The 13763-nt window shown below is 60.1% G+C and carries 16 protein-coding genes; 6 read left to right on the forward strand and 10 right to left on the reverse strand.

Translation table 11 applies throughout. The features are described 5' to 3' along the window. Window positions 1-57: 57 nt before the first annotated feature. Window positions 58-957, reverse strand: a complete 900-nt coding sequence (locus LAB08_RS18735; RefSeq protein ID WP_096510295.1) for a polysaccharide deacetylase family protein — start codon at window positions 955-957, stop codon at window positions 58-60. A gap of 282 nt (window positions 958-1239) precedes the next feature. Between LAB08_RS18735 and LAB08_RS18740 the strand changes: the two genes are divergently transcribed. Further along, a complete protein-coding gene (locus LAB08_RS18740) occupies window positions 1240-1920 on the forward strand; it encodes an SOS response-associated peptidase (protein ID WP_096510294.1) in 681 nt (226 codons plus the stop codon). Window positions 1921-2179: 259 nt separating this feature from the next. Next, complete coding sequence (locus tag LAB08_RS18745; protein ID WP_096510293.1) at window positions 2180-2446, forward strand: hypothetical protein; 267 nt, start codon at window positions 2180-2182, stop codon at window positions 2444-2446. Between the two features lie 103 nt (window positions 2447-2549). Here the strand turns inward: LAB08_RS18745 and LAB08_RS18750 are convergent, their stop codons facing one another. The 3 genes from LAB08_RS18750 to LAB08_RS18760 form a co-directional block, all read right to left on the reverse strand. Next, a complete protein-coding gene (locus tag LAB08_RS18750; RefSeq protein WP_172901583.1) occupies window positions 2550-2699 on the reverse strand; it encodes a hypothetical protein in 150 nt (49 codons plus the stop codon). A gap of 66 nt (window positions 2700-2765) precedes the next feature. After that, window positions 2766-3077, reverse strand: a complete 312-nt coding sequence (locus LAB08_RS18755; RefSeq protein WP_172901667.1) for an AzlD domain-containing protein — start codon at window positions 3075-3077, stop codon at window positions 2766-2768. After that, entirely contained in the window at window positions 3077-3775 is a 699-nt protein-coding gene (locus LAB08_RS18760) for an AzlC family ABC transporter permease (protein ID WP_096510291.1), read from the reverse strand. The genes LAB08_RS18755 and LAB08_RS18760 overlap by 1 nt, the downstream gene beginning before the upstream one ends. Window positions 3776-4209: 434 nt before the next feature. Here LAB08_RS18760 and dapA point away from each other — a divergent pair, with 434 nt between their 5' ends. The 3 genes from dapA to LAB08_RS18775 all read left to right on the forward strand — a co-directional run bounded on the left by dapA (window position 4210) and on the right by LAB08_RS18775 (window position 6584). Beyond that, window positions 4210-5079 carry a 4-hydroxy-tetrahydrodipicolinate synthase gene (gene dapA / locus LAB08_RS18765; RefSeq protein ID WP_096510290.1) on the forward strand — a complete coding sequence of 290 codons (870 nt, stop codon included), beginning with the start codon at window positions 4210-4212 and terminating at the stop codon, window positions 5077-5079. A 60-nt stretch (window positions 5080-5139) separates the two neighbouring features. Next, a complete protein-coding gene (locus LAB08_RS18770; RefSeq protein WP_096510289.1) occupies window positions 5140-5499 on the forward strand; it encodes a DUF2784 domain-containing protein in 360 nt (119 codons plus the stop codon). 167 nt (window positions 5500-5666) lie between these two features. Beyond that, window positions 5667-6584 carry a LysR family transcriptional regulator gene (locus tag LAB08_RS18775; protein ID WP_096510288.1) on the forward strand — a complete coding sequence of 306 codons (918 nt, stop codon included), beginning with the start codon at window positions 5667-5669 and terminating at the stop codon, window positions 6582-6584. Between the two features lie 11 nt (window positions 6585-6595). Here LAB08_RS18775 and LAB08_RS18780 read toward each other — a convergent pair whose 3' ends face one another. The 6 genes from LAB08_RS18780 to LAB08_RS18805 form a co-directional block, all read right to left on the reverse strand. Continuing rightward, entirely contained in the window at window positions 6596-8149 is a 1554-nt protein-coding gene (locus tag LAB08_RS18780; RefSeq protein ID WP_096510287.1) for a sensor domain-containing diguanylate cyclase, read from the reverse strand. Window positions 8150-8270: 121 nt separating this feature from the next. Continuing rightward, on the reverse strand, window positions 8271-9038 hold the full coding sequence (locus LAB08_RS18785) for an ABC transporter ATP-binding protein (protein WP_096510286.1): 768 nt from the start codon (window positions 9036-9038) through the stop codon (window positions 8271-8273). A gap of 19 nt (window positions 9039-9057) precedes the next feature. Then, window positions 9058-9771 carry an ABC transporter permease gene (locus LAB08_RS18790; RefSeq protein WP_096510285.1) on the reverse strand — a complete coding sequence of 238 codons (714 nt, stop codon included), beginning with the start codon at window positions 9769-9771 and terminating at the stop codon, window positions 9058-9060. Further along, the gene (locus LAB08_RS18795; RefSeq protein WP_096510284.1) at window positions 9768-10457 is read right to left on the reverse strand and encodes an ABC transporter permease; all 690 of its coding nucleotides are present in this window, start codon (window positions 10455-10457) and stop codon (window positions 9768-9770) included. The genes LAB08_RS18790 and LAB08_RS18795 overlap by 4 nt, the downstream gene beginning before the upstream one ends. A 195-nt stretch (window positions 10458-10652) precedes the next feature. Further along, entirely contained in the window at window positions 10653-11441 is a 789-nt protein-coding gene (locus tag LAB08_RS18800; protein WP_096510283.1) for an ABC transporter substrate-binding protein, read from the reverse strand. 61 nt (window positions 11442-11502) lie between these two features. Beyond that, window positions 11503-12672 carry a M20 aminoacylase family protein gene (locus LAB08_RS18805; RefSeq protein ID WP_096510282.1) on the reverse strand — a complete coding sequence of 390 codons (1170 nt, stop codon included), beginning with the start codon at window positions 12670-12672 and terminating at the stop codon, window positions 11503-11505. 133 nt (window positions 12673-12805) lie between these two features. Here LAB08_RS18805 and LAB08_RS18810 point away from each other — a divergent pair, with 133 nt between their 5' ends. Further along, window positions 12806-13759 carry a LysR family transcriptional regulator gene (locus tag LAB08_RS18810; protein ID WP_096510281.1) on the forward strand — a complete coding sequence of 318 codons (954 nt, stop codon included), beginning with the start codon at window positions 12806-12808 and terminating at the stop codon, window positions 13757-13759. The last annotated feature ends 4 nt before the right edge of the window (window positions 13760-13763 follow it).

Below are 13763 nucleotides of genomic sequence, written 5' to 3' on the forward strand. Positions count from 1 at the left end.
GCCAATAAAAAGTGTTATCCGGCTCTCATTTACCGGCGCTCATTCCCAAGCACTTTTTCACTCGGCATTGCGTTTCCAGATCCAGTTCCAGAATCCAGGCAGTTGCACCGGCTGTGAACTGTCGCGCACGGTGCGGGCCATCGCGGCCCGTTGCAGCGCGTCAGTGTCATCGTAAAACGGTTGTTCTGCGACTTTCACCCCGGTCGCCCGGGCGCTGTCGAGGAGGATTTGCAGGTACTCGCGGGTATGCCGTGCGGTGTAGCGGTTGAGGTCATGGAAGGTCACCACCACCGGAATCACCCCATCGACCACCGGCAGCTCGCCCAGGGCGATGCGCTCGCGCACTTCGGACATCGAGCGCAGGAAGTGCGCCCGGCGCCGGGGGCTGGCGTTGAAGCCCCAGATCTTGCCGTCATTGGCGCTCAGGTCGGTCAGCAGCACATGCAGGCCATGCTGCTGATAAGCGGCGAAGGTACGTTTGTCGTAATTCCAGAATGGCGGACGCAACAGCGTCGGTGGCGCCCCGGTGATCGCGGCGATGTCGGCACTGCCGTTGGTGAGCGCCTCTTCGAGCTCCTGCGGATCGAGAGAGCGATGATTGGTGTGGGAAGGTGTCGCGGTGTGGAAGCCCAGAATGTGCCCGGCATCCCGCTCGCGGTGCATGATCGCGCGCCCGATATCGCTGCCACCTGCCCGCGTGGCACGGGTCTGCACAAAGAACACGGCCTTGATGTCCGCTTGCAGCGGGTTGCGCGCCAGGCTGTCGAGTACGGTTTCGGTGGGGTTCCAGAAACTCGATGCGCTGGGACCGTCATCGAAGGTCAGCAGGAAGCGAATAGGTGGTTGCGCGTGCAGACGTTGTTCGGTCTGCGGCGTCATTTCGATGGGAGCGGCGATGCAGCCCAGCAGACTGGCTGCCATGGCGCACGCGAATAGAACCTTGAACAACTGTTTCATGTTTTGCCTTGGGCCCGACCATTGCGGTCAACACTTCAAACGGCAAAATTCCTTCGCCCGTTTATCCTTCACCGACCCGCAGGTCGCTGCGAGCCGAGGTTGGATCAGGGTACACAGTGTTTGGTTCCGGCGCTTGCGCACATCCCCGCCCCTTGTAGGAGCTGGCTTGCCAGCGAAGAGGCCCTTGAAACCGCCTTCACCGGCAAGCCGGCTCCTACAGATGCGGGGAATCCCCTTTCGTTGAAGCATCTATGCTGAAAACACCAGCCGGAGGATTCGGTCATGTGCGGACGTTTATCGCAATACCGGGGCATCCACGATTTCGTCGCGGTGCTGAGCATTCCCGACGTGTTGATCAACCATATCGGCGATCAGCCACTGGCCCACTACAACGCCGCGCCCACCACGCAACTGGCGTTGCTGCACCTGGAGGATGACGGCGTGCACGCCGATTTGCAGCGTTGGGGCTGGCGGCCGCAGTGGGCCAAGGATCGGGCGGCACCGATCAATGCACGGGTCGAGAAAGTCGCCCACGGTCCGTTCTTCAGGGCAATTTGGCCGCATCGCGCGATCTGCCCGGTCGACAACTGGTTCGAATGGGTCGATGCCGGGGATGGTACTCGACAACCCTGGCTGATCCGGCGGCGTGACCGGGGGCCGATTTTCTGCGCGGCGATCGGGCAGTTTCCCATTGGCAGTGCCATGCCTCGGGATGATGACGGTTTTGTCATCATCACCGCTGACAGCGCGGGCGGCATGGTGGACATTCATGACCGGCGACCGGTGGTGTTGTCGGCAGAACTGACGCGGGAATGGCTCGACCCGGCGACGCCCAGGGAACGTGCCGAACAAATGGTACTTTTGCAGGGTGACGACAGCGATGTGTTCGAGTGGTACAGGGTCAGCAAAGCGGTTGGCAACGCCAGAAACCAAGGGGCTGAATTGATTGAAGCGATCACTTGAACTGGCAATATCGACAGGGCGATCGATATATGTAACAAGTCGAAGCGTGGAATTGTTACAACTACTGTTTCAGATGATTAACACTCATAGAAGTACAACCGTTTCATGCATTACCGCTTGTCCGACAATCCGTCAGCCATAGATACATTTTGAATGACTACCGCTAGCATTCGCGCCGCATTTCCAATGCCTCCAGCCAGCTGACCAAAGAGTCAGCAACTAAGGAAATCCCATACAACAAGCCTTGCAGAGAACTCAATTGCGCGACGATTTTACGAATAATCAAGTCGTGAGACTGGCCTGTGTTTATCTTACAAAGACAGAACACTACCAACTCGACAGCTTTATCGGGCAATACATCAAGACCCGTAACCTGCAAACTATCCCACATATCAACGACATACTGAGTTCAACCCTCGAAGACTATCCTGGCAAGCCGCCCGTGATGGTCAATGAGCTGAATGCCTGGATCGACAAGACGCTGGGTTATCGGGCCGCGCACCCCGATTTCCTGTCGCTGGAATAAGGCGTTCCGATCGCATTTGTGGGAGCGGCGGTGCGAGCAAGTCGAATCGTCGCACCGCCGCTCCCACAATCAGAAAGCCTGGCTTGAGGGTTTCAAAGATCGCTCAGAACTTGCGATCAGGCTCTGACAGCTCCTTGCCATCGTCAGGATGCTTCCAGTCGGGTGTCGAACGCTTTTGCTGTTCGATCTCTTCTTCCGAGGGTTCATCCTCGACTTCTTCATCCGGATCCGGACGCTTGGGTTCATTGGCCATGTTCACCTCTCTTCCTGAAGGGATCGTTCATCAACTTTAAGCGTAGAACAGTTTCCCGGCGCCGACTCACAGCCACCAGCGCAGCACAAAGAAGAAGCCCATGCTCAACAACATGCTGAGCAAGGTGTTGCGGGTGTACAGCACCAGGCCGACGGCCACCAGCGAGCTGATCAGGTACGGGTTGTCCCATTGCAGATTCAGCTGTTTCTCGGGCATGAACACAATCGGCCCGCAGATCGCCGTCAGCATGCCCGGCACGGCGAAACCGAGGAACTGCCGGGCATTGCTGCTCAGGCGCACCGGCAGCCGGGGTTCCAGAAAGACATAGCGGTTGAGGAACACCAACACGCCCATGCCGATAATCACCGCCCAGACCATCATGTGCGCGCTCCCCAAAACTTGTTGCAGACAAACCCGGCGGTCATTCCCGCCAACCCCGACAGCACCAGCGCCGAGCCCCATTGCCAGTAGCTGAACAGCACCGAACAGAACAGCGACACCGCGACACAGACCACCGTTGGCACATTGCGCACCACCGGGGTAATCAGGGCGATGAAGGTGGCGGCGATGGAGAAGTCCAGTCCCAGGTGCTCGAGGCCCGGAATGCTACTGCCGAGTACGATCCCGGCCAGGGTGAAGAGGTTCCAGGCGATGTAGAACGTCAGGCCCACGCCCAATGCGTACCAGCGGTCGAATTGCTGCTTGTCGTGCTGGCTGGTCAGGGCGAACAACTCATCGGTGAGCAGGAAACCCAGACCGATCCGCCAACGTCCCGGCAAGGGCGAGATCACCGAACGCATGCTCATCCCGTAAAGCAAATGCTGGGACGTCAGCAACAAGGTCGTCAGCAGGATCGAAAAGATCCCGGCCCCGCCCTTGAGCATGCCGATGGCCACCAGCTGCGCGGCACCGGCAAACACGATGCTCGACAAGCCCTGGCCTTGCAGGGGCGTGAGATTGGCTTCGATGGCCATGGAGCCGGCCAGCAAGCCCCAGGGCGCGGTCGCCAGGGACAGCGGCATGATCGCCGCGGCGCCGCGCAGGAACGCCGTGCGCGGCAAATGGGAGTTGGACATAACGCTCTACAACCAGGGGAAAGACCGCAGACTGTGCCAGCAGTCGCGGACAATGGCTTGAACAATCTTGCGCATATTGCCATTCGTTCTGGATCGATCACTTCAAGCAAAACGGGGATGCGCGGGGAGTTCGCTGATTTTCGCGATTGACAAACACCGCGCCGGCTTTTAAAACTAGGCGCCTCATTCAGGGTGTAAGCAAACATGTCCGCAACCTCCAACCTCAACATTGTCGTCATTGGCTTGATTGCCAAGGCGCAAGGTTGCGTTGCGCGCACCCTCAAATCGAAGAAACAGTCGCTCATGTGACCGGGGCGCGCTGTCCCGTCAGATGAGCTGACAGGACATTGAGCGCGACGGACCCCACTCCCCTTGCTTGCTTCCTTCTACGCTTCTGACGGTGACGACATCGGTCAACCATCAGGAGAAAGTGCATGTCATCGTTTCAAGGTATCTGGGTTCCCCTCGTCACGCCGTTCCACAACGGCGCCATCGATTTCGCGGGTTTGCGGCGGCTGGTCAGCCATCTGCTGGAAAAAGGCGTCGATGGCCTGATCGTCTGTGGCACCACCGGCGAACCGGCCGCCATGGGCAAGCATGAGCAATTGGCGGTACTCGACGCGGTGTTGGAGCTGGTGTCGGCGCAGCGGGTGGTCATGGGCCTGGCCGGCAACAACCTGACCGAACTGTTGCAGTTCCAGAGCGAGATTCTCAAGCGTCCACTGGCCGGTTTACTGGTGCCGGCGCCCTACTACATTCGCCCGTCCCAGGCCGGGCTCGAAGCGTTTTTCAAGACCGTGGCCGATGCCTCCAGCGTTCCGCTGATTCTGTATGACATCCCTTATCGCACCGGCGTGACCTTCGAACAGAAGACCCTGCTCAACATCGTCGCCCACGAGCGCATCGTCGCGATCAAGGACTGCGGCGGCAACCTGACCAATACCCTTGCGCTGCTTTCCAGCGGCCAGGTCGATGTGTTGTGCGGCGAAGACAACCAGATCTTCAGCGCCTTGTGCCTGGGTGCCAAAGGGGCGATTGCGGCCTCGGCCCATGTGCATCCCGAACTGTTCGTTCAACTGTACCAGCAAGTGCGCGACAACCAGTTGGCTGCCGGTCGCACGACGTTCTTCGAGCTGCTGCCGTTGATCCAAAGCCTGTTCATCGAACCCAATCCCGCCCCGGTAAAAACCGCGCTGGCCCTTGAAGGCCTGATCGGCGATGAACTACGCGCGCCGATGCAACGCAGCAGCGAAACCCTGGTGGCGCATTTGAAGGAGGTACTCGGCGCCCTGAACAATCGATAGAGCGCCGGCCAGGCGCCCGAGTACCATGGAATGATTCGCCTGACGCCTGCGGGAGTCGACATGCTCTACCGAATCGCCGCCGATGGGCTGGTGCTGTTTCATCTACTGTTCATTGTGTTTGTGGTGTTCGGCGGGCTGCTGGTGCTGAAATGGCGCCACCTGATCTGGCTGCACCTGCCCGCCGCCGGGTGGGGCGTGGCGGTGGAACTGTTCCACCTGCCCTGCCCGCTGACCCGCTGGGAAAACCTGATGCGCCATGCCGCCGGACAAAGCGGCTATGGCGCCGGCTTCATCGAACATTATGTGTGGCCGGTGATTTACCCGGCCGGGCTGACCCCGACGATTCAACTGTGGCTGGCCAGCGTAGTGTTGGCAGTCAACGTATTGCTCTATCTTCGAGTGATCAGCCTCCACCTGTAAGAGCAATCGTGCGCAGGTACTCTGTGGGAGCAAAGCTTGCTCGCGATGACGGCGTACCGGGCGCCATCGTTGTTGACTGGGCTGCCGCTATCGCGAGCAAGCTTTGCCCCCACAGACTCTTGCCGTTACCGCCGTTTGTCAGGTTCCTACAGAAGGATTGAAAAAACATGCTGTCGATTGAAGACCTGGCATTGCTGGAGGCCATCCGTGAGACCGGCAGTCTGTCACGGGCCGCGGCCCGGCTCGGCAAGGCGCCGTCCACGGTGTCCTACGCGGCGCGGCAACTGGAAGAGCGCTTCGATGCGTTGCTGTTCGATCGCCGCCGCTATCGCCTGCAACTGACTCCGGCCGGCGAGTTGCTGGTCAACGAGGCGTCGCGGCTGATGGCAGATGTCTCGCGCCTGACCCAACGGGTGCAGCAAGTGGCCAATGGCTGGGAGAGTCGGTTGTGGATCGTCACCGACGAATTGCTGGAGTTCGAAACCTTGATCCCGGTCATCCGCGAATTCGATGCGCTGCAATCCGGCGTACCTTTGCGCATCACTCAGGAAGTGCTCAAAGGGGTCTGGGAAGCCCTGCGTGAAGGCCGCGCGGACCTGGTCATCGGCGCGACCAACGAGCCCCCGGCGATCCCGTCCTTGCGCTGGATGCAACTGGGGGAAATGCAATGGGTGTTCGCCGTCTCGCCCAAGCATGCGCTGGCCAAGGCCAGCGAACCGATTTCCCGGGCGACCGTGACGCAGCATCGGGCAATTGTCGTGGCCGACTCATCGAGAATCACCGAGGGCAGTACCTACGGTGTTTCCGGCGGGCAAACGGTGCTGGCGGTGCCCACCATGCGCGCGAAAATCCTCGCCCAGTGCGACGGTTTGGGTGTGGGTTGGTTGCCGCGACACCGGGTCAGCTCGTTATTGAGCAATGGCACGCTGGTGGAAAAACAGATGGCCGACCCGCGCGAGCCGAACATCATCTACGCCGGCTGGCGCGGAGACCATGACGGCCGCGCCCTGGGCTGGTGGCTGGAGCAACTCAAGCAGTCGTACCTTGCCACCCGACTGGTGCAAGGCATCGATCTGTTTATCTGAAGGTTCGTTGCTCAGTTGGCAATCACACTCATATTGCGCCCGCTGGCCTTGGCCACATACAACGCCTTGTCGGCGGCCCCGATCAGGTCCTCGGTACGGGTTTGCGACGCCGGATCGTAGCCGCACACGCCAACGCTGACCGTGATGACGCCTTCGGGACTTTCATTGTGCTGCAAGCCAGCCGCCTGCACCGCGCGGCGGATTTTTTCCGCCACCAGGAACGCCCCCACATAGTCGGTGCCGGGCAGCACTACCGCGAACTCTTCGCCACCAAAGCGCGCGGCCAGGTCGCCGGGACGCTTGATGTGCTCGATGATGATGGCGGCGATATTGCGCAAGCACTGATCTCCGGCCAGATGGCCATAGTGATCGTTGAATGCCTTGAAATGATCGACATCGATCATCACCAGTGCCAGACCGGTCAGGTTGCGCCGGGCACGGCCCGTTTCCGCCTGGATGAACAGATCGAACTGGCGCCGGTTGGCCAGCCCGGTAAGGGCGTCTTCCAGGGCCAGCAACTCCAGGTTGCGATTAAGCTCCAGGAGCCTTTCCTGTGACCCGAGCAACTCGACCTGGATCAGGTTCTGCTGCTTCATCAACTTGATCAGGCGATAACCGAGTACGCCGAGGAACCCGAGCAACAACGACACGATCGCCGCGCTGAGCATCGACTCCTTGCGCCAGCCAGCCAATACTTCGTCTTTGTTCAGCGCGGCAAAGACAATCAACGGATAACCCTCGACCCGGCGATAACCCACCACCCGCTCGACCCCATCGATGATCGACTTGATCGTCGCCGTGCCCGCGCTGCCATTGGGCAGCAACTGGGTGAACAGCGGGCTTTTGGCCAGGCTGGTGCCGATGTCCGCCTCGTTGAACGGCCGGCGCACGACGATGCTGGCGTCGTCGGCGATCAGGTTGATCACGCCGTTCTTGCCCATGTCGATGCTGTCGTAGAGCTCCAGGAAGTGTGAGAGATAGATCGTCGCCAGCGCCACGCCGGCAAAACTGCCGTCGGGGTGATTGATTCGCCGCGACACGGTCATGATCCATTCGCCGCTGGAACGGCTCTTGATCGACGGACCGATGTGCGGCCCGCGATCGGGATGATCACGGTGATAGATGAAATACTCGCGGTCGGAATTATTGGCAACGCCGACCTCGGCGCCATTGGAGTTGGCAATCCATTGCCCCGTCTGGTCATACACGAACAAGCCATGGATCTGGCTCAGTTCGTTGCGCTGGGCGCTGAGCAAGCGTTGCAAGCGATGGAGCCGGTCCCCTTCAATGCCGTCGTTTTCCAGACGATCGACCAGACTGAACAGCAGCGTATCCGCCTGCTTGATCGTGGCCTGCGCCTGGGAGGCCAATGTCTGCGCAAGGTTGGACATCGCCACTTCCTTGTCATGCAGATGATACTGGCGCGAACTCCAGACTTCCCAGCTGACGATCAGCGCCATCGACAGGCACACCGCCCCCAGCAACGTCACTGCCGAGCGAACCTTGAGCCTGGCGACGCCAGGCCGGCTTTTTTCGATACGGTCGTAAATGGACGGATGCCCCATGACGCTCCCTGACTGCTGATGACATGGCGAATTGTCCCGCTCGCCACTTTAACCACCCGACGGGTGATGTACACAATCAGTCATCATAGGATTGTCCCGACAACCGGGCCAGTGCTTTGCGCTATTTGAGGCTCCCGGCCAGAAACTGCTGCAACCGCTCGCTGCGTGGATGCTCCAGCACACTGCCCGGCGCACCCTCCTCTTCCACCCGGCCCTGGTGCAAAAACATAACGTGGTTCGACACCTGCCGGGCAAATGCCATTTCATGGGTGACCACCACCATGGTCCTGCCTTCCTCGGCAAGCTGCTGCATGACTTTGAGCACCTCGCCAACCAGCTCGGGGTCGAGCGCGGACGTCGGTTCGTCGAACAGCATCACCTGGGGTTCCATGGCCAGCGCCCGCGCGATGGCCACCCGTTGCTGCTGGCCACCGGACAAATGGACCGGATACTGCCCTTCGACCTTGGCCGGCAGGCCGACTTTGGCGAGGTAGTGACGCGCCCGCTCCGTGGCCTCTGCCCGACCGATGCCAAGCACGCTCATCGGACACTCTATGATGTTGTCCAGCACCGTCATGTGGCTCCACAGATTGAAGTGCTGGAACACCATCGACAGTTTGCTGCGCATGACCCGCAGTTGCCCGGGATCGACCACACACAGTTCGCCTCTGGCATTGCGGCGCGTCAGCAGTTCTTCGGCATTGACGACTATGCGCCCGGCGGATGGCTGTTCGAGGTGGTTGATGCAGCGCAGGAACGTGCTTTTCCCCGATCCCGAGGAACCGATGATGCTGATTACGTCGCCGGCCCGGGCCTTGAGCGATACGCCTTTCAAGACTTCATGGCTGCCGTAGTTCTTGTGCACATCTTCAACGATCAATTTATACATTCGAGCAAGTCCGATGGGGTCAATGCGTACGGGGTTTGAGGTAGGCCAGCCAATGCAGCTCACCACGGCGAAACAGCCAGATCAGCAAAAAGGCGCTGGCGGCATACAGCACCCCGGCGATCCCGAAGGCGGTGAAAGAGGCATAGGTCGCCGAATTGACGTCCCGTGCAATCTTCAGCAAATCAGGGACCGTGGCGGTAAAGGCCACCGACGTGGAATGCAGCATCAAAATCACTTCGTTACTGAAAAACGGCAGGGCCCGGGGCAACGCCGACGGCAGCACGATCCGCCGATAGAGCGTAAAACGCTTCATCCCATAGGCTCTGGCGGCTTCGATTTCGCCATGGGGCGTCGCCCGGATAGCGCCGGCAAAGATTTCGGTCATGTAGGCACAGGTATTGAGCCCGAACGCCAGCACCGTGCAGTTGAACCCATCACGGAAAAAGGCGTTGAGAAAATCCTGCGACCGAACCACATGCAAGCTGTACACGCCGGTGTAGAAGAACAGCAACTGGATGTACAACGGCGTCCCGCGAAACACGTAGGTGTAAAACCAGACCGGCACACGGATCAGCGGGTTGCGGCTGACCCGGGCAATCGCCAGCGGCACCGCCAGCAGGAATCCGATCGCCACCGAAAGGATCAGCAACCACAACGTCACCGCCAGCCCGGAAAAGTGCGGGCCGTCACTCCACAGGTAAGCCTGCCAGTAGTCCTCGAGAATGCCGGTCATAGCGCCGCCTTCCTGACACCCACCGAATAGCGGTGCTCCAGCCACAACAACACAACGTTGGAGACCGTGGTAATGCCCAGATAGATCAGGCCACCGACCAGCGTGAAGTAAAAGAACTGCATCGACCCCTTGCCCGCATCCTGCGTCGCCTTGACCACATCGGTCAGGCCGATGATCGAGACCAGCGCCGTGGATTTGATCAACACCTGCCAGTTGTTGCCGATGCCGGGCAACGCATGACGCAGCATTTGCGGGAAGAGGACTTTGCGAAAGGCTTGCCCGCGGGTCATGCCGTAGGCTTTCGCCGCCTCGACCTGACCTGCCGGGACGGCCTGGAAGGCGCCACGGAAGGTTTCGGTGAAGTAGGCCCCGTAAATGAACGCCAGTGTCACGACACCGGCCAGAAACGGGTCGATATCGATTTGCCCGGTGCCCAGCCAATCGGTCAGGCGGTTGAGCAACATCTGCAGGCTGAAGAACAGCAGCAGCATGATCACCAGGTCCGGCATGCTGCGAATCACCGTGGTGTAGCCGGTGGCCATCGCGCGCAGGAATCGATTGGAAGACAGCTTGGAACTGGCGCCGATCAGCCCTGCCAGGACAGCAATCAGCAACGACCAGAGCGCCAGTTTGATGGTGGCCAGGGTGCCCAGCAAAATCTGCGGGCCAAAGCCTTCGAGAAACATTTCACTCTCCTTGTTCTTATTGGGTGAGGTGAAGGGGGGATGCGGCAACTACACGGTCCATACGACCACGTTGCGCCTGTCCTGTAGGAGCGAGCCTGCTCGCGAAAAAACCATGGGCGCCGCGGGGCATCTGGTTTGACGCGTTATCGTTAACGACCATCGCGAGCGAGCTCGCTCCTACAGGGGCTGAGGGTGTTATTTCGCGCCGTAGACGTCGAAATCGAAGTACTTTTTGTTGATCCGCTCGTAAGTGCCATTGGCGAGAATCGTCGCCAGGGCCTTGTTCAGGTCCTCGCGCAACTCGACATCGTTCTTGCGCAAGCCAATGCCATCACCCACGCCGAAAAACTTCGGATCGTCCAGGGTCGCGCCCGAGAACTCGTAATCCTTGCCCGCTGCGGTGTTCAGGAATCCGTAACTGGCCTGGATGGAGCCCTGCAGCGAGGCGTCGAGTCGCCCCACCACCAGGTCGGCATACACCTGGTCCTGATTCTGATAGGACAGAATCTCCACGCCCTTGGCGCCCCATACGGCTTTGGCGTAGGCCTCCTGCGTCGAGCCCTGCTCCACGCCAATGCGCTTGCCCTTGAGCGATTCAAGGGTCGGCAGCAGACCCGAGCCGCGCTTGACCACCAGACGGGCCGGCGCGTTGGACACCTTGTCGGTGAAGGCAATCTGCTCCAGGCGCTTGGGCGTGACGGTCATCGACGACGCCACCGCGTCGAACTTGCGCGCCAGCAACGCCGGGATCATTCCGTCCCAGCTGCTTTCCACCCAAACGCAACGGGCGTGCAACTCGGCACACAGCGCTTCGGCGATGTCGACCCCGAACCCGGTCAGCGTGCCGTCCTGGTTTTTGTATTCCAGCGGCGGATAGGTGGGATCCACTCCCAGCCTCAGGACTTTGCCAGACCAGTCAGCCGCACCAGCCCAGCTCGACGCTGTCAGAAACACCAGTGATACCGCTGCAATTATCTTGTTCATTATTTTCCTCTCCAGGTCGCAGACGATTTTTGTACAGATTGACGCTCGACGTTGCGGCGTCTCAACGCAGAAAACTTTCCACCAACTTGACCCAATAACTCGCCCCGATCGGCAGGCAAGCATCATTGAAGTCGTAGCCGGGGTTGTGCAGCTGGCAGCCGCTATCGCCCTCGCCATTGCCGATCACCAGATAACTGCCGGGGCATTGCTCCAGGATGAAGGCAAAGTCTTCACTCGCAGTGAAGGGGCGCAGGTCTTCGATCAACCGGTTATCACCCAACCAATCGCGGGCGACTTCCCGGGCTAACGCGGTCGACTCGGGGTCATTGATCAACACTGGATGACAGTGCTGATAATCGATCTGTGCCCGGGCACCGAAACTGGCGGCCTGGGCGTTGACCAATTCGATAATCCGGGCTTCGAGCAACCGGCGAACCTCGGGGGTCAGTGCTCGCACGCTCAGGCTCATGTCGGCGCTGGACGCAATGACATTCGAGGCGCTGCCGGCATGAATGGAGCCCACGGTAATAATCGCCATGTCCTGCGGGCTGACATTGCGCGAGACGATGCTTTGCAGGGCCATCACGATCGAGGCGCACACCACCACCGGATCGATGGCCTTGTGCGGCACCGCGCCATGCCCGCCTTGACCGATGACCTTGATATTCACCGTGTCGGCCGACGCCATGAACGGCCCACTGTAGAAGCCCAGATGCCCGACGGGATAACCGGGTACGTTGTGCAACGCGAAAATCGCATCACAGGGAAAGCGATCCAGCAGCCCGTCCTCGAGCATTTTCCGGGCGCCGCCCAGCCCTTCTTCCGCCGGCTGGAAAATCAGCTGCAGCGTACCGTTGAACGTGCGGGTCTGTGCCAGATACCGGGCGGCCGTCAGCAAGGTTGCCGTGTGACCATCGTGGCCGCAGGCATGCATGACCCCTTCGATCCGGCTGGCGTAGGGCAGACCGCTGGTTTCCTGGATTGGCAGCGCATCCATGTCGGCGCGCAAGCCGATGGACCGGCCTTCGCCATGCTTCAGGGTGGCGACCACCCCGGTCTTGCCCACTCCGGTACTGACCTCATAACCCCACTGCACCAGGCATTCGGCAACCCGCTGACTGGTGACGAACTCCTCAAAGCCCAACTCGGGATGCGCGTGAATACGCTGACGTAACGCGATCATTTCATCTTGTATCGCTGCAATACCTGGCAGCACGTGGCCGGCGTCCATTGTTGTTCTCCTTCGATGGGGACGCAGCGCTGGCGAAAGCGCTGTCGGGACCGATCTTAGGTAACGGGACCCTGGGCTGGGGAGTCTCAGTTTGGTTATGATGACAACCAATGGTTGTCTGAAGGGTAAGCAGATGAAATTGCATCAACTTCAAGCGCTGATTGCCAGCGCCGAGACGGGCAGCATCCGCGCTGCCGCCCGTTCGCTCGACATTTCCCAGGCGGCCGTGACCAAAGCCTTGCGGGAGCTGGAAACCAGTCAGCAGCTACCGTTGTTCACCCGCACGCCCAGCGGCCTGAGCTTCACTGAATATGGCAAAGTCCTGCTGACCCACGCCCGGCTGGTGATCAAGCAACTCGAACATGCGCAAACCGAACTCGATCACCTGCGCGGCAAGGCCCAGGGGCGGCTTTGCGTCGGGATCACGCCATGGATCGCCCTGACCTTCCTGCCCGACGTGGTGCTGGCGTTTCGCGAGCGCATGCCGCAAATCAAGTTGGAGCTGTACGAAAGTCTCATGGCCGTGGCCCAGCCACTGCTGCGCGACGGCAGCATGGATTTCGCGATCGGCCAACTCCATCCGGGGCAATCGACCCAGGAATTTGCCTGCGAAACCTTGCTGGATTACCAGACCTCGGTGCTGGTGCGCGAAGGCCATGCGCATCAGCATGCCCGCTCGATCCATGAACTGCTGGAGCAGAACTGGACCCTGAACCATGCGCCGGATGGCCACGATGGGTTGATGCAGGAACTGTTCTGGAAACACGGCGCGAAGATCGACGAAAACCGCATCGTTCGCGCCCAGTCACTGGCCATCTTGCAGATGATGGTTGAGCGAGCCGATATGTGCACCTGGGGGCCTTCGATTGTCAGCGCTGCCCCGCCCTTCCTCGGCCGCGTGGTCTCCCTGGACCTGACCGAACAATTCGATGACCGGCAATTAAGCATCGTGACACGCCGCAACGTCGCACTGAGCAATCCGGCACTCTGCTTCACCGATTGCCTGCTGCAGGTCATTCGTCGCCATGCCCGATCGGCAAAAAAGGAAGACCGGAAACTCTTCGAGACGCTGCGACTGCGGGTTTGAATGG

This window comes from Pseudomonas izuensis (assembly GCF_002356535.2).
Taxonomy (GTDB): domain Bacteria; phylum Pseudomonadota; class Gammaproteobacteria; order Pseudomonadales; family Pseudomonadaceae; genus Aquipseudomonas; species Aquipseudomonas izuensis.